Below are 20,546 nucleotides of genomic sequence, written 5' to 3' on the forward strand. Positions count from 1 at the left end.
GATAACAAAATGAAAGTTATAGAAATAGATGACTTTAAAGTATCTTCACAAATAAATTTAAAATATAGGTCTACCTTATTAGATTTAGGAGTAGAGGAAGACGAAGTAAAAAAACAACTTAAAAAATTAAGAAAGAAGCTAGGTAAGCTTCAAGATACCATGTACGCTCATGGAAAGTATGCAGCTCTTATTTGCTTGCAAGGTATGGATACTGCGGGAAAAGATAGTCTAATAAGAGAGGTGTTTAAAGACTTTAATGTTAGAGGTGTTGAAGTGCATAGTTTTAAAGTACCTACTGAATTAGAATTAAAACATGATTACTTGTGGCGTCATTATATTGCACTGCCAGCTCGTGGAAAATTTGGTGTTTTTAATCGTACCCATTACGAAAATGTTCTCGTAACTAGAGTACATCCTTATTACATTATGTCTGAAAATATTCCTGGAATCAACGATGTTTCTGATATTGATGAGGCTTTTTGGGATAAGCGTTTTGAAGAAATTAATAATTTTGAAAAACACCTAGCAGATAATGGAACTCTAGTTTTTAAATTCTTCTTAAATTTATCTAAAGAGGAACAAAAAAATAGATTACTAAGGCGTCTTAATCTAAAAGAAAAGAACTGGAAGTTTTCATCTGGTGATCTAAAAGAGCGAAAGCTATGGGACAAATACCAAGACTGTTATGAGGATGCAATTAATAGAACCTCTAAGCCACATGCTCCATGGTTTACAATACCTGCCGATAATAAACCAACAGCGCGCTATATTGTAGCTAAAATATTACACGATAGTTTAAAAGAGTACAGTGATATTAAAGAACCTGAATTAGGTGAAGAAGAACAATCGAATATTCAAAAGTATAAAGACGAACTAAACAGTGAATAAAAAAGGCGACCAAATGGTCGCCTTTTTTATTGTTTTATTAATTTTTTGGTAAAAGATCGCCCACCACTATTAAGCTTTATAAGATAAATACCACTATTAAGATTAGAAATATCTATTGTGCTAGTGTTTGCTCCTACAGTTTTACTGAATACTATTTTACCTAGTACATCGTAGATTTCTAAATTTAAATTTTGAGTTGTTTCAACCGTGAAAGAATTATTTGTTACAGGATTCGGATAAAGTTTAACTGTCTCTAGGCTATTTTCTTCAATACTCAGTTCTGTATAACACGTCCATGATAAATCATCTATAGCAACTCTATCTCCATCTGGTGTATCTTCAGTGATAACTAAAACAATATCACCCTCAACATTAATATTAGGTAGAGAAGAGTTTTGTACAGTATCATCATAAGCTATTGTGCCGACTAAATTTCCGTTTACATAGATGCTTAAATCTCCAGTTCCACCACTAAATTTCCGTTGAGTGGTTAAAGTAAGGTCACCAATTCCGCCTGAGATTGAGGGCGAAGTTAAAACCGCTTCGGAAGAACCTCGCATATCCAGTGTTAAAGCTCTACTACCATTAATGTCTTGATCGGTTCTTGCTTCTGTGGCATTCCAGGTTAATCCATTGTCTCCAGTCCACATTCTATCTGTATAAGAGCCATTATTAGCAGGTATAGCCTCAAAGGTTTCATTAGCGCATTCTGCACCAGAGCCATTATCTGTAGTGGTTTCGCAATCTTCATTACTTAACCCTGAAACATTATTTGCTGCATCTTTAGCTGTTATTCTAAAGCAGTAATTGGTGTTTGCTACTAGTCCAGTTACAGTAAATGATGTGTTGGTTGTATTAAATGAATTTACACCATCTGCATAAACATCATATGAGGTAACAGCAATATTATCTGTAGAAGCTGTCCAGTTTAAATCTATACTTGTGTCTGATGGGTTAGAAGCCACAAGATTTGTAGGATCACTTGGTGCTTCTGTATCTGGATTAGGATTCCAAATAAGATTAGCATATTCAGGATGATTAACAAAAGGGTTAGCATTGCCCTGATAATTGTAGGCAGCATTATTTCTAATAATTTCTCTATTATCTACAGGATCGATATTGTAGTGCCAATCTAGAAGCATATCTATTGCCCATGTTTCAAATACTTGATCTTCTGTACCATTAAACATTTCAAATCCGTAAGTATCAACATTATTTTGATAACGAACAGCAAAGTAAAGAATAGCTCTAGCAATATCGCCTTTAAATTCATCAATAGGCTCAAAAACGGTTCCAGAATAGCCAGGAACTCCGCTTGATCCTCGTTTAGAACCATTATCCGATGTATAATCTGCAGTAGCTACAATTCCAAAAGGAACGCTTCCTCGTGCACCATTTACAAAGCCATCGCTTGGTATAACGTGATGTATATCATTTTGCATTGGCGAAGCACTATTAAAAGCAGATTGTGGTACAATGTGTTCTCTATTATGGCAAATGCCTTCTTGATTATAATTTCCGCATTGATTACTACCATGAAAATATTGGTAAGAGTCAGCTCCATTAGGATTTTCAGTGTAAAACAATAAAACAGAGTTGTTATTCTCGTAACCAGTTTCGGCTATGTTATCCGAGTGAGTAGTCTCGTATCCTGTATATAATGCTGAATATCCTTGATCGACATGACCATTAGTTATAATATCTCTTAATTCGGTTTTAAGAGTAAACCCAGAAAGTCCATTAGCACTATTGTAATAGTTAGCAGGAACTTGTGCGTAAACTATTGTAGAAATAAGAATGAAAAAAATGTAAATATGTTTCATAGTGTTTTATAAAATCAATGTAGTCTATTGTTTTGTTAGTAATGCCATATAAAATCCATCGTATCCAGATTTATGAGCAAAAACCTTATTGTCTTTTACAAAGGTAAATGCTTTTCCGGATTCAGAGTTTAAGAAATTATCAACTTGGTTATTGTTTTCAGATGGTAAAACAGAACAAGTTGCATAAACCATTTGTCCGCCTGATTTTACCATTTTAGAATATTGTTCTAAACAGTCTTGTTGTACACTTTTAATTTTATCAATAAATTCTGGTTGTAATTTCCATTTAGAATCCGGATTACGTCTTAAGACGCCTAATCCAGAACATGGTGCATCAATTAATACTCTATCAGCTTTATTGTGTAATTTTTTTATTGGTTTAGTAGAATCTATAACTCTCATATCTACATTATGAACACCATTACGTCTTGCTCTAATTTTTAGCTTTTTAAGTTTACTTTCATAAATATCCATTGCTATTATCTGACCCTTATTTTGCATTAAAGACGCTAGATGCAAGGTTTTTCCTCCTGCACCTGCACATACATCAACAACTTTCATGCCTGGTTTTACATTTAAGTAAGCAGCTACTAATTGAGATGATGCATCTTGTACCTCAAAAAAACCTTGTTTAAAAGCTTCAGTTCTAAATACATTAGCACGTTCAGATAATTTTAAAGCCGAGTCGTAGCCTTTGATGAATTCAGTATTAATGTCTTCATCATAAAGAAGACCTTGAAGTTTTTCCTTAGTTATTTTTAGAGTATTTACACGCAAAATAACATCAGCTTGCTCATTTAATTTGGTTAACTCATTAGTCCATAATCTTTCGCCAAGTTCAGAAACAGCAAGAGCGTCCATCCAATCAGGTATAGATTCTCTGAAAACACGTATTTTGGAGAGTTCATCAAAACGACCTTTTATTTTACGTGATGGTGTCTCTGTAAAGTATTTCCAATCAGGTAATTTTATACCTTTTAGTGTTGCCCAAACGGCAAATATTCTCCATAAATCATCTCTTGAAAAAGGAGATTTTACAGCTGCTATCTCACCATATAATCGTTTGTATCTAACAATTTCATATGTAGTCTCTGCAATAAATCCTCGATCTCTACTTCCCCAACGCTTGTCTCGTCTTAAAAGTGATTGAACAACTTTATCAGCATAAGCATCTTCATTGAAGATTTGATGTAAACCATCAATAACTGCAAAACATAAATTTCTGTGTAAGCGCATGTCATTAAAAATCAGCGTGCAAAGTTACATTAAAAGTTGGGATTATTGGTGTATTAAATTAAAGTGTTACTTTTAATTATATAGCACAAGTTTTATATTTTAATAACATCTAAACTATCTATAATGTAGTTTAATTTTAGATTTCTTGAAAGACACTGACTTTATTAAGCAATTAAAAAATCAAAGTAGAGATGCTTACAGTAAGCTGCTTGATGACTTTCAGGATAAAGTATTTGGTACTTGTATTTCTTTTGTACCAAATAAAGAAGATGCTCAAGACATAGCACAGGAAGTTTTTGTAGAGGTGTTTAAATCAATTTCAAAATTTAAAGGTGATTCTAAATTATCAACTTGGATTTATAGAATAACTACTAATAAATGCTTGGAATTTATTAGAAAGCGAAATACTAAAAAGCGATTTGCTTTTTTACAATCTATAACTGGACAACATTTTATTATTGATAAGACTCAGTATTTTACTGAAATGAATCATCCTGGTGTAATCCTTGAAAATAAAGAGAAAAGTAAGGCTTTATTTGCTGCTATAAATGACTTGCCAGAAACGCAATGCTTAGTCTTTACATTACATAAGATAGACGGAAAGAGCTATCAGGAAATTGCCGAAATTACTAATAAAACTATATCATCAGTAGAGTCATTAATGTTTAGAGCTAAGAAAAATCTACAGAAAATATTAGAACACTATTATAAGAAAAATTTATAACGCAAGTTTTAAAAAAGAATAACATCTAAAAAACTACAATGAAAACACAAAACAATATACAAGATGAAATTGATGAGGTTTTAAACCTATCAAATTTAGTTGCTAAAGTTAAAGCTCCACCTTTTTTTAAGGATAGGACTATGCAATCTTTATTTTCAGAGAACACCATAGAACATAGTTCGTTTTTTTGGTTTACACCAAAGTTTCAGATGGCTACTTTATTAGTATTCATTTTTCTTAATGTAGCGGCTTTTATTCAATATAATACAACTAACTATAATGAACAGTTAGATAGTTTTGCAGAGCGCTATGGCATCTATGATACCGAAACCTTAATTCAATTAAATTAATTATGAAAAAGAATTCTCTAATTTATTCACTCCTAGCTTTTTTAGTAATTGCCAATGGTTTTTTTCTCTTTCATTTTGTTAAAGGGCCTAAAAAAAGAGATCAAAAACCAGAACTGTTTATGGTTAAGCAGTTAGATTTTAATGACAATCAGTTAGAAGAATATAAAATCATTAGCGATTTACATTTTGAAAAAATGAAAACAACTTCAAAAGCTATAAGAAGTTTAAAGGATCAATTATTCACAAAAGTTTCAAATGCTAATATTGAAAGTAATTTTATTGACTCTATTACAACACTGATTGGAAACTATGAAAAAGATAAAGACTATGAGTTGTTTTTTCACCTACAAAAAGTAAGATCTATTTGTAATGATAAACAAAAAGAAAAGTTTGAAGCTATTATGAAAAAAACCCTAAAGAGAGGCGAAAGACAAAAACGAAGACATTAATTAAAGTAGCTTAGGTGAGAATATCATAATTCTTACGCAAGTTTTTAAAACTAAACACATCCTAATAATAACAACCTTTAACTTTTTTAATCATGAAATACTTTACAGTAGTTTGCTGCCTAATACTAATGAGTTGTAATAGCAAAGTAAATAGAATAGCTGAGGTACATCGTCATAGTAATGCGCAAACTCATAATCATGACAATTACTTTGGTGATTATGTTTTAAAGGATGAAAACTATGGTACAAATACTGTAGTTAATATAGATGATAATTTAAGGATTATGGTTACAAATGCCTTACCAAATCATAAAACAGGAGATTTTCCAAATCAAGGTAATCCAAATAGTATTTCTGAGCAAAATAGGACTTATACATTTCCAATAAGCCCAAAATTTACAGGTAAAGCGCAATGGATGAGAGAACCTGGTGTAGCATTAAATGGTGTAAAGTTTGAACCTGGTACGGCTGAGGTTGTAGCTTGCGATACAGGAGAAAATTTCAGAGTAGAGGCTTTACAAGATGTTATTGATTTAGGTTTAGATTTTAATTATGCACATGTACAACCAACAGGTGCTTATCATTATCATGGTACACCAACATCAGTAATAAAAGATTTTGATTCTGGTGAAGATTTAGTTCACATAGGTTTTGCACATGATGGTTTTCCGATGTATTACTCTAAAAGCGGAAAATACAAGCCTAGTTACAGAGCTATAAAAGGCAATAGAGAAGGAGAAGATTGTACATATACTAATCCTCATCAGTCTTTAGATATTTCTGTTGGAGGACATCATGATGGTACATTTACTTCAGATTTTGAATATGTAGAAGGCGAAGGAGATTTAGATGAATGTAACGGAATCATAGTAGATGGTAATTACATGTACTTGGTTACAAAAGAGTTTCCTTACGTAAGTCGCTGTTTAATGGGAGAAGTCTCTCAAAATCAACGCCAAGAACCTCCTAATACTAGAGGTAGAGATGGTGAAGAAGGAAGACGAGGAGGACCTCCAAGTTTTGCGGATCTTTTGGAAATGATGGATAAAAATAATGATGGAAAATTAAGTGCATCTGAAGTGGAAGGGCCTTTGAAAAATGATTTTGATAAAGTAGATAAAAATGATGATGGATTTATAACCGAAAATGAGCTAAAATCTTTAAAAAGATCAAACCAAAAGGGACAACGACCACCAAGAAGAAGACAGTAAAACGTTACAATTAATTAATAAAATAAATCGATTCAAAATGAAAATAGTTTTAAAATTTATACCATGTATACTACTAATTGTAGTATTCATAATGGCTTGTTCATCAGATAATGAAGCTGAAAATTTAGAAAATTCTAATCCTTCAGCATTTACAGTAACAGTTAGTTCTATAACAGAATCTTCAGCAGTTTTAAATTGGACAAGTTCTAATGATGTAGATGGTGATGAAGTTACCTATACAGTAACCTTAAATGGTATTGAAATTGTATCTAATATATCTAGTTTATTATTATCACTAACTGATTTAGAATTAGATACGTTATATTCTGGAAGTATAACTGCAAATGATGGAAATGGAGGTAGCGCATCTGCGAATTTTGATTTCACAACATTAGCTGAAGCACCTACATTACATCCTGCATATGCCGATTTTGATGTAGATTATACGGATATTTATTTAGATGGTTCTAACGTTATAATTGAAACTATTGGTGAGCCTAATCATTTAACACCTTATTATAGTACATCTCATCCACTATATACGCCACCAACAGTTACTAATGTAGCACAAATGACACCAACACGAATTGATACTGCTAACCGAGATTATAATGCTACTTTAACGGTCTCTACAAATCCTCAAATGGCAAATTCAACCTCTGCCACTCAACTGGGTTCAATTGGTATTGCAGTAAGTGGTGCATTTATCTATAACGATCAAGAAGGTAATGGACCTTTAGATTCAGCAGCAGGTAGTTTAGATTATGCTGGTGCACATATAGGACCTTCAAATTACCATTACCATTTAGAGCCTTTAGCTTTTACAAATGATGATCAAAACTTAGTAGGTATCATCTCTGATGGCTTCTTTATCTATGGTAGAAAATGTAATTCAACAGGTACATATCCTACAGATCTAGATGCATCAGGTGGTCACACAAGTACAACTCAACATGCAGATGATGCAGAATATCACTATCACATTATTAATGAAGTCTATGGTTCGCTTGGTAGATATTTAGTTTTTGCAGGACCTTATCAAGGTACACCAAATGCGATTAATTAATTATAGATACATATTAATTTTTATTGTGTTTTACAATTGTAACAATTCATCAAAAAAAGATGTACAAGTTCAATTGTATAATGAAATAAAAACTACTACAATTGAAAAAATCCAGTTATCATTAAACTCATCAAAAGGGCAATGGTTTTATAATAATAAGCCTTTTAATGGCTATGCTGTTAAATACTATAAAAATGATTCTGTAGCAGAAAAAACAGGATATTTTAATGGTAAAAGAGAAGGAGAATCTCTTGCATATTACTATAACGGAAAACTGAAAAAACATGCCTATTATTCTAATAATAAGCTCAATGGTAAAAAGTTGAATTATTATGAGGATGGCAAAATTGTATCAGAATTTAATTATATAAATGGCATACCACATGGCATACAAAAAACTTGGTATGCTAATGGTCAATTAGCTAAAAGGAAAAATTTAATTCATGGTAAAGAAGACGGCTTGCAACAAGCTTGGTTAGAAAATGGAACATTATATGTTAATTACGAAACTAAAGATGGACGTGTTTATGGTTTGAGACGAGCTACTCTATGTTATAAACTAGAAGATGAAAAAGTTATTAAAAAATAGAATAGTTAAAGTATTAATATTAAGCCTGCTTGTAATTAACGTTGTTAGCTGTAAAAAAAGCACGAAGGAAGACACTAATATTTCTGAAAATGCTGAGCAAATTAAGTATTTACCTTATTATAAGGATGAATCTTTCACACCTTATTGGATAAAACCTAATACAGATGAAGAACGTAATTTTCATAAAATACCTAATTTTAGATTAGTTAATCAATTAGGAGATACAATTACTCAAAAAACTTTTAATGATAAAATTTATATTACTGATTTCTTCTTTGCTAGTTGCCCAGGTATATGCCCTCAAATGACTGGGAATATGCTAAAACTCCAAGAAAAACTTATTAATGATAATGATATTCTTTTTCTATCACATACAGTTACACCATCTCGAGATTCTGTATCAGTTTTAAAAAACTATGCTAAAATGCATGGTGTTATAGATAATAAATGGCATTTAGTAACAGGAGATAAAGAGGATATATATAACTTAGGTAGACATCATTATTTTGTGGAAAATGATTTGGGTGAAAAAAAAGATATAAATGATTTTTTGCATACCGAGAACTTCTTATTAATTGATAAAAACAAACATATTCGTGGTATTTATAATGGTTTAAATAGAGCTTCATTGGCTCAATTGATAATAGATGTAGAAATATTACAATTAGAGAAAAATTAATGCTGATTTATTTGTTAATTTGAAAAGCTTCATAGTTCTATATTGTGAAGCTTTTCTATTTTTACAAAAACTTAGTTTATGAAAGTCTACTCTTTAATTATCATGCTGTCTATTATTCTATGCTCTTGTAAAAAAGATTTTTCTCCTAGAAATTTCTCTAAAGTAGAAATAGAGACCATTGCTGAGGATTCTACTTATTCCATAAGAGCTTTGGAGTTTGATGATCAGTATATCTATTATGGCAGTGCAGATCATTTTGGTAAGCAGGATTTAGATGGAGAAAATAAAATAGACCTATCAGAATTTAAATTTAGTAAAGCAAAGCATCATACCAAATTTGAGTTTAAAAACCAAGACGGTAACTTTCTTCATTTTAGAGCCATAGCTGTAGTGGAAGGCACTATGTTTGCTATCTCGATTGCTAATCCTGCTAAACTTTATAAATTACATAGAAAAGCTAAGCGTGCTACATTAGTTTACGAAGAAATTAATGATACTGTTTTTTATGATGCTATGGCATTTTGGAATGAAAAGGAAGGTATTAGTATTGGTGATAGTGTTGATGGTTGTTTATCTATAATAATTACCAGAGATGGAGGAAACTCATGGACTAAATTAACCTGTGATCAATTACCTAAAGGTATGGAAGGCGAAGGTGCTTTTGCTGCCAGCGATACTAATATAGCTACTGTAGGCAATAAAACTTGGGTAGCTACAACAGCAGGACGTATTTATTATTCCGATGATAAAGGCAATTCTTGGACAGTTATAGACACACCAATAGTTAAAGAAAAAGAAACTGAAGGTATTTATTCTATAGATTTTTACAATGAGAAGATTGGATATGGAATAGGTGGTGATTACCTTAAACCTGCAGATAGTTCAGCTAATAAAATAAAAACTATTGATGGCGGAAAAACATGGCAATTAGCTGCTAATAATCAAAGTCCTGGTTACAGAAGTTGTTTACAATATTTACCACACGGTGAAGGTGAAGAGTTAGTTGCTGTTGGTTTTAAAGGTGTAGATTATAGTAATGATGGTGGAGAGACATGGACACATTTAAGTGACGAAAGTTTTTATACCATCAGATTTATTAATGAAGAAGAAGCTTATGCAGCTGGCAGAGGTCGTATTTGTAAGTTAACTTTTAAAGAATAAAAAAACAGGCCTAAATAAGCTTGTTTTTAATATAATCTTTCTAGGAATTAATTTCCTCTAGCGCCTCGCTTTTCTCTAAACTTTTTCAATTTATCTAACAATTGTCTGTTAAAGGCGTCTTCAGCCATTTTCAACTTAATGATTTTTTGTGGACTTAGAATATTCTTTAAATCGCTAACCAATTGTTTTTTGGCATCTAATAATTGAGCTTCGGTAATGAGGTAATTATCTAAAGCCTTTTGAGCATCAGCATCAGACAAAGAACCATTTTTTAAAGATTGCCTGATACTTTTAAAATCACTTTTTCTTAAACCCTCTACTTTATCTTCAAATGCGTTATAAACTGGCCAGAATTGCTGAGCTTCATCACTTGTAAGATTGAGTTGATTTGTAATAAAAGTTGCTTTTTGTGCTTTAATACGCTCTCTCATTTTTTCACCGCCAGGCTGAGCGAAAGCAGTAAATGATAGTAGCATTACAATTGCAGGAATAATTAATGTTTTCATGGGTATTATTGTTCTATAATGTCTTGTATATTAACGTTATCAAGCAAATAAGACTCTAAGTCTGATTCGTTTATTTGTTCTTCAATGATACTAAAATCCTCATCTAGAAGTTGAACTTCATTTAATAATGATGCCAGCTCATATGTGCCTAAATCTTGTTCTTCTAAGTATAACTCTACCATTTCAGAATCTATTTCAAAAGTCTCTTCTTTAGAAGTAAAAATACTGAACATTAAAACTAAAGCAGCTGCAATGCCAGAAATGTAAAGTAGATTTTTACGATTAAACAGGTTTACCACTTTAGATTGGTCACTAGAAACTTTAGATATAACATGGTCTTCTAAGGTGTTAAAGTAATCATCAGGCACTTTAAATCCTGAACGCATTGAATCTTTCAATTTAGGTTTTGAATTCAACGATTTTAATACCTTATCATCAAGCGACTCAAAGTAGTTATCAGGTGTTTTAAATCCTGTTGTTTTAATGTTATGTAAATCTTTGTTAATCATTATCTATTGGACTAAAAGTTACGTAAAAGGTTTAATCTGAAGTTAAAAAGCTTTCTATTTTTTTTACTGCGATGTGATACGATGCTTTTAATGCACCTTCACTTGTTTCTAAAATTTCAGATATTTCCTTGTATTTTAAGTCGTCAAAGTATTTCATGTTAAAGACTAATTGTTGTTTTTGTGGTAAAGTTGCGATGGCTTGTTGTAATTTTAACTGAATAGTTTCACCTTCAAAATATGTGTCAGCCTTTAAATTGTTTACAGCATGTTGCTGAATTTCTTCATTAGTAATTTGAAGACGTTTAGCGTTTTTATTAATATGTGTAATAGATTCATTGGTGGCAATTCTATACATCCAAGAATATAATTTGCTATCACCTTTAAACTTATCAATACTCCTAAATACTTTTATAAACGTGTTTTGTAATACATCATCAGCATCATCGTGGCTTATTACAATTTTTCTAATATGCCAATATAAGCGTTCCTTATAAAGCGTCATTAACGTTTTAAAAGCTTGCTCTTTATGGGTTTTGGATTGTAATTGCTGTACTAAATCGGTTTCGTTTTGCAAGTGATTAGGGTTTGCTTATTAAGACTATTATGGCTTAAAAAGGTTTAATCAAATATCGCAAATTTTAAGCTAATAATTAAATGTCTTAAAATCAAATAGTTAAATTTAAATAATCGATAAAGTGTTTAATAATAACGATAAAATACATATTTTTCTTGTATAATATAAAAATATAGTATATGTTTACACCAGCTTAACCTATTTGTATTACCAGTTCCCCAAATCTGGTGATATAACGAGAAGGCGACCGAGAGGTCGCCTTCTTATTTTTATGTTGTTAATATTTAATCAAAGCTCTGCATATCTACTAGCTTTTTATACATACCATTTTTAGTAATTAGCTCTTGGTGTGTGCCTTTCTCAACAATTTCACCTTTTTGCATCACTACAATAGTATCTGCATTTTGTATAGTAGATAATCTATGTGCTATAACAATAGAGGTTCTGTTTTTCATCATGTTTTCTAAAGCTACTTGTACCAAACGCTCACTCTCAGTATCTAGAGCAGAAGTTGCTTCATCTAAAATCATAATTGGTGGATTCTTTAGTACAGCTCTTGCTATACTTAATCGTTGTTTTTGTCCTCCTGATAAATTAGAACCAGAATCACCAATATTAAAATCTAACTGACCTTTAAGATCTTTAACAAACTCCCATGCATTTGCAATTTTTAAGGCTTCAATAACTTGTTCATCTGAAGCATCTTTATCGCCTAATAAAACATTTTGTCTTACACTATCATTAAATAATATTGAATCTTGGGTAACTAAGCCCATAAGTTGTCTTAGCGACTGTTTTTTTAGGTCTTTAATATCTATACCATCTATAGTAATACTACCATCATTTACATCGTAAAAACGTGTTACTAAATTAGCTATGGTACTTTTACCACTACCAGATTGACCAACAAGTGCTACACTTTTTCCTTTAGGAACGTTAAGAGAAAAGTTCTTTAATACGAGATCATCTTTATACTTAAAGGAAATATTATTAACACCAATATTAGATTTAAAAACGTCTTTAGATAAAGCATCTGGTTTATCTTCTAAAGGCGATTCTGTTTTCAAGATTTCTAGCACACGTTCAGCCGCAGCATTACCACGTTTTACACTGTAACTAGCTTTACTAATTGCTTTTGCAGGAGTTAATATATTATATGCTAATCCCATATAAGCAATAAAGGAACTACCATCTAGAGTACCATCTACAAGAACCATTTTACCACCATACCATAACAAAATTGCAATAACTGTAATGCCTAAAAACTCACTAGTAGGTGATGCTAAATTTTGTCTATTTAAAAGCGTGTTAGAAAATTTAAAAAACCGATTTGTAGAACTCTTAAACTTGTTGTTAAATAATTGTTCAGCATTAAAACCTTTAATGACTTTAAGACCTCCTAAGGTTTCTTCTAAAGTTGATAGAAAAATACCTTGCTCTTTCTGTACGCTATCTGAGCTCTTTTTTAATGATTTTCCAATTCTTGAAATAATAAATCCAGAGATTGGAATAAAAATAAACACAAAGATGGTGAGCTTAGCACTGATTAAAAGCATCATTGCTATTGTGAAAATTATAGTTAATGGTTCCCTAAAAAATAGTTCAAGAATCGAAAGAAAGGAATGTTGTATCTCTAAAACATCTGTACCTAATCGTGCCATAATATCACCTTTTCGTTTCTCAGAAAAAAAAGAAATAGGTAAGTCTACTGTTTTTCGATATAAATCATCTCTTAAATCTCTAAGAACTCCATTTCTGAGGAAGGTGATAAAGTACATAGCTAGATAGCTAAATACATTTTTAAGTAAAAACAGAATAATAACTAATCCAATAACAAGCAACAATGATTTTGAAGGATCATCTTGTGCATATTGATCTACTTGGTATGCTAAATAATCTTTATAATAATCTTTTAAACTAGAAATTCCCTCGTAAACAGGCTTAGTTATAACCTTGGCCTTTTTATCTTGTTCAAATAAAATATCTAGCATTGGTATTAATGCCACAAACGATAATGCACTAAATAAGGCATAAAATACATTGCAAACTATGTTTAATATACCATAGCCTTTGTAAGGTAAAGCATAGCGAATTATCTGTTTAAAATAATACATTAACTAAGGTTTAAGTCTTTTAAAATAGCGTCTATTTTATATTCAGCATCTGTATTTTTTGAGCTAAATTCTGAGCTATCGTTAAGTTGAGTATTAACACTGATATAATATTTAATTTTAGGTTCTGTTCCGCTTGGTCGTAAAGCTATTTTACTACCATCTTCAGTGTAATAAATTAAGACATTAGATTTAGGAATAAGTATCGTTTCTTCTACATTATCTTTAGTGTTTTTTGCTATAGAAAGTTTATAATCTTCTATTCTAATCACTTTTGATCCATTTATTTCTGTTAAGGGTTTTTCTCGGACATCTATCATCATTTGCTTAATCTCTTGAGCACCTTCGATTCCTTTTTTAGTTAAGGACACTAAACGTTCTTTATATAAACCATGCTTTGTATAGAGATTTACTAATTCTTTGTAAAAAGAACGTCCTTTATTTTTAGCTTGAGCAGCAATTTCACAGGCTAAAAGTGCTGAGGTCACAGCATCTTTATCTCGTACAAAATCGCCAACCATAAATCCAAAACTTTCCTCACCACCACCAACAAAATCTAAATCAGGGAAATCTTTTATCATTTTAGCAATCCATTTAAAACCTGTTAATCCAATTTTACATTCTACGTTATAAGATTTTGCTAATTCTAATAGCATTGGTGTAGATACAATTGTTGAACCAATGAACTCATTACCATCTATTTTACCATTACTATGCCATTGTTGCAGTAAAAAGTCTGTCATAACAACCATCGTTTGGTTACCATTAAGGATAGTCATGTTATTGTTAAGGTCTCTAACAGCAATACCCAAACGATCACTATCTGGATCTGTTCCTATGACAATATCAGCATCTATAGTTTCAGCTAAATCTAATGCCATTTTTAAGGCTTCAGGCTCTTCTGGGTTTGGCGATAGTACTGTTGGAAAATCTCCGTTAGGTTCTTCTTGTTCCTTAACAATGTTAATATTTGTGTAACCAGCTCGTTTTAAGGTTTCTGGTATAGCAGTAATAGACGTTCCATGCAACGATGTAAATACAATAGATAGGTTCTCTCTAGCTTCAGTAGATGTATTAAAAGATCCATTAGTAACTGATGCGTTAATAAAGACATCGTCAACATTATTACCTATGTATTCAATACGGCTAGAATCTGCTTCAAATTTAATTTCAGAATATTTTAAACTATTTATTTCTTTAATGATTTCAGCATCTTGAGGTGGTACAAGCTGTCCGCCATCTTGCCAATACACCTTGTAACCATTATATTCTGGTGGATTATGAGACGCTGTTAACACAATACCACAATGACAATTAAGATGCTTAACAGCAAAGGATAATTCTGGAGTAGGACGAAGGTCTTCAAATAAATAGACATGTATACCATTTGCAGAGAACACATCTGTAACGACTTTTGCTAAAGATTTACTATTATGTCTACAGTCATAAGCAATGGCTACTTTAAGATGCTCAGAAGGGAAAGTTTGGTGTAAATAATTACTTAGACCTTGAGTATTTTTTCCAAGCGTATATTTATTTATACGATTGGTTCCTGGTCCCATAACACCTCGCATTCCACCAGTGCCAAATTCTAAATCCTTGTAGAAACTTTCTTTAAGTTCTTTTGGATTTGAAGCAATCATGTGCTTTATAGTCTGTTGTATTTCAGGATCAAAGGTTGGTGTAAGCCAACCATTAACACGTTCTAAAATTTCAGGTTCTATGTATATCATTGTAATAATCTGTAATTAGATTGCAAAAGTAATAATTTAGCAGCCAGAACGCCTTAAAGCATTGATGAAAATTACTTATAGGTTTATTTCTTCCTTAACTAGGTAGCGCTGTTTTTCGCGTTTAGTTCTTAGAATAAGTTCACCTAAAAATCCAGCCACAAAAAATTGAGTTCCGATAATCATGGTTGCCAAAGCAATATAAAACTGAGGACGATCTGTTATTAAACGACCAGTTGGATTAAGATACAGTTTGTCTATACCAAGGTAGAATGAAAATCCAAAACCAATAATAAACATAAGACCACCTAATGCACCAAATAAATGCATCGGACGCTTAGCAAATTTTGAAATAAACCAAATGGTTACTAAATCTAAAAATCCATGTATAAATCTATTCATACCAAATTTAGTTTTTCCGTATTTTCTGGCTTGATGCTGCACTACTTTTTCACCAATATGAGTAAAGCCAGCATCTTTAGCTAATACAGGAATATAGCGATGCATTTCGCCATAAACATCAATATTTTTAATAACCTCATTGCTATAAGCCTTGAGTCCACAATTAAAATCGTGAAGCTTGATACCTGAGGTTTTACGTGCAGCCCAATTAAATAATTTTGAAGGTAGGTTTTTGGCAATTACAGAATCATAACGCTTTTTCTTCCAACCGGAAACTAAATCATAATTTTGTTCAGTAACCATATGATATAACTCAGGAATTTCCTTTGGATTATCTTGTAAATCTGCATCCATAGTTATGACCACATCACCTTCTGCTTTTGCAAAACCAGCATGGAGCGCTTGAGATTTACCGAAATTTTTTAAAAAACAAATCCCTTTTATATTAGCATTACTTTCTGAAAGTTCAGTGATAACCTGCCAAGAATTATCAGTGCTACCATCATCTATAAAAAGAATTTCGTAAGAAAACGAATTGGATTGCATCACTGATACAATCCAATCGTGTAATTCTTGTAATGAGTCTTGTTCGTTAAGTAGTGGTATTACTACTGATACTTGCATCTATTAATATTCTGAATTCTGTGATTCAAAAGTAAAGAAATAAATTAAAGTATTATTACTGATCACTTCTCATAATTAAACCAGCAATAAGCGATACTATTAAACCAAATATTAAAGATCCAATAACAGACATTAAACTAAAAAAAGTAGATGTCATAAACATACTACTCATACTCATAGCTTGATCTATCTGTTCTTGTGTCATATTAGGATTTCTTTCTAGCATTTGTTCTCTTGCAGTATCCATTTGCATATCAATAAATTCCGGATAAATAAACTCATAATGCACATAAGAGTAAATCGCAGAAATTAGTCCTCCAACTACAGCGATTGCCAAGCCAACTTTTACAGCTTGTCCAATACTAAGCATATTAGAATTAGAGAGTTTATAAGCTTTGATGCCATAAACAAAAACTAATACACCAAGAACGAAGCTGGCTATTGATAAAATCCAACTTTTATCAAGGTTAGCTACATACATAATAATGAGAACTACAATACTGATTAAAGCAGAATACAATCCGTAAGTGTAAGCAATAGGTTTAATAGGTGCTGTTTCGTGTTCCATAAATATTTATTTTTGATTAGTTGTTTAGTTAGTGTATAAAATTAAACATTTGTTACAATGAGTTAAAATTATTATTAATTTGTTATCAGCAATCCTATTAACAATGATTTTTAATTCAGTTAATAATTTTGAATAAAAGCATTGTAGGTTTGTAAAAATTATTTAAATTTGCACCTCCAAAAAAGAAACGATTTTAAAGGATAAAGTGATGAAAAAAGGTATACATCCAGAAAATTATAGACTTGTAGCATTTAAAGATATGTCTAACGATGATGTATTTTTAACTAAGTCTACTGCAGATACTGCCGAAACTATTGAGGTTGATGGTGTTGAGTATCCATTAGTAAAATTAGAAATTTCTAGAACGTCTCATCCATATTACACTGGTAAATCTAAGCTAGTAGATACAGCTGGACGTATTGACAAGTTTAAAAACAAATACGCTAAATTCAAAAAGTAATTTAGTATACACAATACTGTGAAGCCTTTCTAATTCAGAAAGGCTTTTTTTATTCTTTTATTTTAGGTTACTTTTGAAAAGCATAATTTACGCTTCCAGAAATGAATTATATACTTTTCGATGGTCCTTCACGCAATACCTTATTGCCATTTACCTATACAAGACCAGTTGCAGATATAAGAATTGGTATCCTTACCATACGAGAAAAGTGGGAAAGTTACTTAGGATATATTACCACGACTATCACAGAAGATTATTTATCAGATAAATTTCCTATGGTAGAAATGGAAGAAAATATTATGATTAATGCGTCTTATCTTCCTAATTCTGAGTTAACCGAACTGATCAAACATTTAGAGCATAACCAAGCTATTTTCTACAACGAAGATGTTATTGCTTTTTTTGCAAAAGAAGGACAAGATGATATTAATTTCGAAACTTTTGAGAGTATTGAATATTCAGGAGAAGTTTTAAAAGTAGAGTATACTTGGGATATTTTTTCTAAGAATGGACAAGCTATAAAGGATGATTTTCAATTGATTACCAAAGACAAAACATCTCAAGAAATTCCTAGCACTATAAATGTAATTAATCCAGAGCAGATTTTTATAGAGTCTGGTGCGACATTAAATTTTGCCACACTAAATGCAAGTTCTGGACCAATATATATTGGAAAAAATGCAGAAGTTATGGAAGGTAGTGTTATTAGAGGACCATTTGCTCTGTGCGATGGAGCTACAGTTAAACTAAGTACCAAAATTTATGGACCAACGACTATTGGTCCTTTTAGTAAGGTAGGAGGTGAGGTTAATAATTCGGTGTTATTTGGGTATTCTAACAAAGGACATGATGGCTTTTTAGGGAATTCTGTGTTAGGAGAGTGGTGTAATCTAGGAGCAGATACTAATAACTCTAATCTTAAAAATAACTATGCTGAGGTTAAACTTTGGGATTATCAATCCGAACGTTTTACTAAAACGGGATTACAGTTTTGTGGTTTAATGATGGGAGATCACAGTAAATGTGGTATTAACACTATGTTTAATACAGGAACAGTAGTTGGTGTAAGTGCTAATATTTTTGGTAGTGGTTTTCCTAGAAATTTTGTTGCTAGTTTTTCTTGGGGTGGAAATTCAGGATTTACCACATATCTTACTAAAAAAGCATTTGAAGTTGCTAAAGTTGTTATGGCGAGACGTCATGTTGAGTTTACCGAAACTGATGCATCAATTTTAGAACATGTTTTTAAAGAGACTAAAAAGTTTAGACGAGATTAATTAGATTTCTTAACGTATCTAAGGTCTAAAAGATTTGTAGGATTTATACCTAACCCATTAACGTTTTTTCTTGTAAAACGAATAACCTCATCATAATATAATGGTACAATTGCAGCTTTAGACATTACTAAAGAGTCCATTTTGGTATATAATTGTTCGCGTTGAGAAGTATTGGTTTCTAAGTAGGAATTATCAAACCATTCATCAAATGTCGCATTCTTAAAATGTGTATAATTTGGTCCAGAAGGCGCAAAATTGTGACTACTAAAAAGTGATAAATAGTTTTCAGCATCAGGATAATCTGCAACCCAACTTGCTCTAAAGATATCTAGTTTGCCATTAGCTTTAGCAGACTTTAAGGTAGAAGCAGGAATAACATCTACAGAAACTCCTAAACCTATTTTACTTAATTCGCGTTGAATAAACTCACAGAAATTAAGATAGTTACTTGTTGTGGTAATGGTTATTTCAGGTTTATAGATACCAGTTTCAGCTTTAAACTGGCTAATAAGTTCTTTTGCTTTTTCAGGTTGGTAGGTGTAACCAATTTCTGCATTAAATCCAGGCAGTCCTTTTGGTATAAAGCCACCAGTAGCAGGTATACCAATACCATTTCTAAGATAGAGCATCATTTTTTTTCTGTCAAAACCATGGTTTATGGCTTTTCGGAGTAACTCAGATTGTAATACAGAAAGCTCAGAATCGAGGTAGAAAGCTAAATATTCTGTGTTTAAATAAGGTCCTCTAATAACATCAATATCAGCTACATATTTAGATCTTAACGAACCTTTTGTGGTTAATAAATCATCTTGATAAGATGCATCTAAAGAATTTAAAAAATCTAAATTTCCTTGAATAAACTGTAAATATTCACTCTGCTTATCTGGTAAAAATGTAACTGCTACAGCTTCTAAATAGGGTAAGCTTTGACCATTTTTATCCTTCTGAAAATAGTTATGATTCTTTCTTAATACAAGTTTAATATTTTCTTCCCAACGTTTAAATTTAAAGGGTCCAGTACCAACTGGGTTTGCTCTAAAATCACTACCAAAATGTTCCACAATTTCTTTGGGAACAACTGAGCAGTATTTCATAGTTAACAAGCCTAAAAATGCAGGAAAAGGTTGTTTTAATGTTATAACAAAAGTAGAATCGTTTTTTGCTTTAAAGCCTTGTACTTTATTTAAAACCCAGCGACCAGGAGAAGCCACTTTTGGATCTAATAACCTATTAAAACTATATTCAAAATCTGAGGCTATTACTTGTCTAGTTGAGTCTTTGCCAAAACGTTCATTTTTATGGAAATACACATCATTTCGTAAGGTAAAAGTATAATTTAAGGCGTCTTCGGAAACTGAGTAATATTTTGCTATAGAAGGCAAAACATTGAGGTTGTTATCCATTTCTAATAAACCGTTAAACAATTGATTAGTTGCCCAAATGTCTGCATTGTCTTTAGAAAATGCTGGATCTAATGAGCTTATGTTTTTATGCTCATTATATCTAAATACCAGACTATTGTCTATAGTATTAGGATTTGAACACCCTAAAAAACACAAGATTATAATAAATACAAAATAATCTTTAATACGATTCAATGGTAGAGTAT

21 protein-coding genes are annotated in these 20,546 nt (G+C 31.5%); 11 read left to right on the forward strand and 10 right to left on the reverse strand.

The genetic code is table 11. From position 1 onward, the window contains the following. Positions 1–9 precede the first annotated feature (9 nt). Positions 10–888 carry a PPK2 family polyphosphate kinase gene (locus tag RM697_RS01480; protein WP_311426069.1) on the forward strand — a complete coding sequence of 293 codons (879 nt, stop codon included), beginning with the start codon at positions 10–12 and terminating at the stop codon, positions 886–888. Between the two features lie 26 nt (positions 889–914). On the opposite strand, the gene RM697_RS01485 is transcribed toward RM697_RS01480, so the two are convergent. Further along, positions 915–2,711, reverse strand: a complete 1,797-nt coding sequence (locus tag RM697_RS01485) for an endonuclease (RefSeq protein WP_311426070.1) — start codon at positions 2,709–2,711, stop codon at positions 915–917. 24 nt (positions 2,712–2,735) lie between these two features. Then, a complete protein-coding gene (locus tag RM697_RS01490) occupies positions 2,736–3,947 on the reverse strand; it encodes an RsmB/NOP family class I SAM-dependent RNA methyltransferase (RefSeq protein ID WP_311426071.1) in 1,212 nt (403 codons plus the stop codon). A 145-nt stretch (positions 3,948–4,092) separates the two neighbouring features. Between RM697_RS01490 and RM697_RS01495 the strand changes: the two genes are divergently transcribed. The 8 genes from RM697_RS01495 to RM697_RS01530 all read left to right on the forward strand — a co-directional run bounded on the left by RM697_RS01495 (position 4,093) and on the right by RM697_RS01530 (position 10,176). Further along, positions 4,093–4,671, forward strand: coding sequence for an RNA polymerase sigma factor (locus tag RM697_RS01495; protein ID WP_311426072.1), 579 nt, complete (start codon positions 4,093–4,095; stop codon positions 4,669–4,671). A 38-nt stretch (positions 4,672–4,709) separates the two neighbouring features. Beyond that, a complete protein-coding gene (locus RM697_RS01500) occupies positions 4,710–5,021 on the forward strand; it encodes a hypothetical protein (protein ID WP_311426073.1) in 312 nt (103 codons plus the stop codon). A 2-nt stretch (positions 5,022–5,023) separates the two neighbouring features. Continuing rightward, a complete protein-coding gene (locus RM697_RS01505) occupies positions 5,024–5,470 on the forward strand; it encodes a Z-ring associated ZapG family protein (RefSeq protein WP_311426074.1) in 447 nt (148 codons plus the stop codon). A gap of 92 nt (positions 5,471–5,562) precedes the next feature. After that, positions 5,563–6,681 carry a YHYH protein gene (locus RM697_RS01510; RefSeq protein WP_311426075.1) on the forward strand — a complete coding sequence of 373 codons (1,119 nt, stop codon included), beginning with the start codon at positions 5,563–5,565 and terminating at the stop codon, positions 6,679–6,681. A gap of 37 nt (positions 6,682–6,718) precedes the next feature. Next, the gene (locus RM697_RS01515; RefSeq protein WP_311426076.1) at positions 6,719–7,747 is read left to right on the forward strand and encodes a YHYH protein; all 1,029 of its coding nucleotides are present in this window, start codon (positions 6,719–6,721) and stop codon (positions 7,745–7,747) included. Then, on the forward strand, positions 7,734–8,336 hold the full coding sequence (locus RM697_RS01520; RefSeq protein ID WP_311426077.1) for a toxin-antitoxin system YwqK family antitoxin: 603 nt from the start codon (positions 7,734–7,736) through the stop codon (positions 8,334–8,336). The genes RM697_RS01515 and RM697_RS01520 overlap by 14 nt, the downstream gene beginning before the upstream one ends. Further along, complete coding sequence (locus RM697_RS01525; RefSeq protein WP_311426078.1) at positions 8,314–9,015, forward strand: SCO family protein; 702 nt, start codon at positions 8,314–8,316, stop codon at positions 9,013–9,015. The genes RM697_RS01520 and RM697_RS01525 overlap by 23 nt, the downstream gene beginning before the upstream one ends. Positions 9,016–9,093: 78 nt before the next feature. Continuing rightward, positions 9,094–10,176: a WD40/YVTN/BNR-like repeat-containing protein gene (locus RM697_RS01530; RefSeq protein ID WP_311426079.1), complete on the forward strand. Its 1,083-nt coding sequence runs from the start codon at positions 9,094–9,096 to the stop codon at positions 10,174–10,176. Between the two features lie 47 nt (positions 10,177–10,223). Here the strand turns inward: RM697_RS01530 and RM697_RS01535 are convergent, their stop codons facing one another. The 7 genes from RM697_RS01535 to RM697_RS01565 form a co-directional block, all read right to left on the reverse strand. Beyond that, the gene (locus RM697_RS01535) at positions 10,224–10,682 is read right to left on the reverse strand and encodes a sensor of ECF-type sigma factor (RefSeq protein ID WP_311426080.1); all 459 of its coding nucleotides are present in this window, start codon (positions 10,680–10,682) and stop codon (positions 10,224–10,226) included. Positions 10,683–10,687: 5 nt separating this feature from the next. Further along, on the reverse strand, positions 10,688–11,191 hold the full coding sequence (locus tag RM697_RS01540) for a hypothetical protein (protein ID WP_311426081.1): 504 nt from the start codon (positions 11,189–11,191) through the stop codon (positions 10,688–10,690). 31 nt (positions 11,192–11,222) lie between these two features. Next, positions 11,223–11,765 carry an RNA polymerase sigma factor gene (locus RM697_RS01545; protein ID WP_311426082.1) on the reverse strand — a complete coding sequence of 181 codons (543 nt, stop codon included), beginning with the start codon at positions 11,763–11,765 and terminating at the stop codon, positions 11,223–11,225. Positions 11,766–12,049: 284 nt separating this feature from the next. Next, positions 12,050–13,879, reverse strand: a complete 1,830-nt coding sequence (locus tag RM697_RS01550; RefSeq protein WP_311426083.1) for an ABC transporter ATP-binding protein — start codon at positions 13,877–13,879, stop codon at positions 12,050–12,052. Further along, positions 13,879–15,609, reverse strand: coding sequence for a phospho-sugar mutase (locus RM697_RS01555; protein WP_311426084.1), 1,731 nt, complete (start codon positions 15,607–15,609; stop codon positions 13,879–13,881). The genes RM697_RS01550 and RM697_RS01555 overlap by 1 nt, the downstream gene beginning before the upstream one ends. A 75-nt stretch (positions 15,610–15,684) precedes the next feature. Then, on the reverse strand, positions 15,685–16,632 hold the full coding sequence (locus tag RM697_RS01560; protein ID WP_311426085.1) for a glycosyltransferase family 2 protein: 948 nt from the start codon (positions 16,630–16,632) through the stop codon (positions 15,685–15,687). A 55-nt stretch (positions 16,633–16,687) separates the two neighbouring features. Continuing rightward, positions 16,688–17,200 carry a DUF4199 domain-containing protein gene (locus tag RM697_RS01565; protein ID WP_311426086.1) on the reverse strand — a complete coding sequence of 171 codons (513 nt, stop codon included), beginning with the start codon at positions 17,198–17,200 and terminating at the stop codon, positions 16,688–16,690. A gap of 208 nt (positions 17,201–17,408) precedes the next feature. Between RM697_RS01565 and RM697_RS01570 the strand changes: the two genes are divergently transcribed. Continuing rightward, positions 17,409–17,660 (forward strand): type B 50S ribosomal protein L31, encoded by a 252-nt coding sequence (locus RM697_RS01570; RefSeq protein WP_311426087.1) that lies wholly within the window; start codon positions 17,409–17,411, stop codon positions 17,658–17,660. Positions 17,661–17,761: 101 nt separating this feature from the next. Further along, entirely contained in the window at positions 17,762–18,937 is a 1,176-nt protein-coding gene (locus tag RM697_RS01575) for a GlmU family protein (RefSeq protein WP_311426088.1), read from the forward strand. Here RM697_RS01575 and RM697_RS01580 read toward each other — a convergent pair. Next, on the reverse strand, positions 18,934–20,535 hold the full coding sequence (locus tag RM697_RS01580; protein ID WP_432277873.1) for an ABC transporter substrate-binding protein: 1,602 nt from the start codon (positions 20,533–20,535) through the stop codon (positions 18,934–18,936). The two genes, RM697_RS01575 and RM697_RS01580, sit on opposite strands and share 4 nt — an antisense overlap. Between the last annotated feature and the right edge of the window lie 11 nt (positions 20,536–20,546).

The organism is Microcosmobacter mediterraneus (assembly GCF_031846265.1).
In the GTDB taxonomy this organism is placed as follows: Bacteria; Bacteroidota; Bacteroidia; order Flavobacteriales; family Flavobacteriaceae; genus Microcosmobacter; species Microcosmobacter mediterraneus.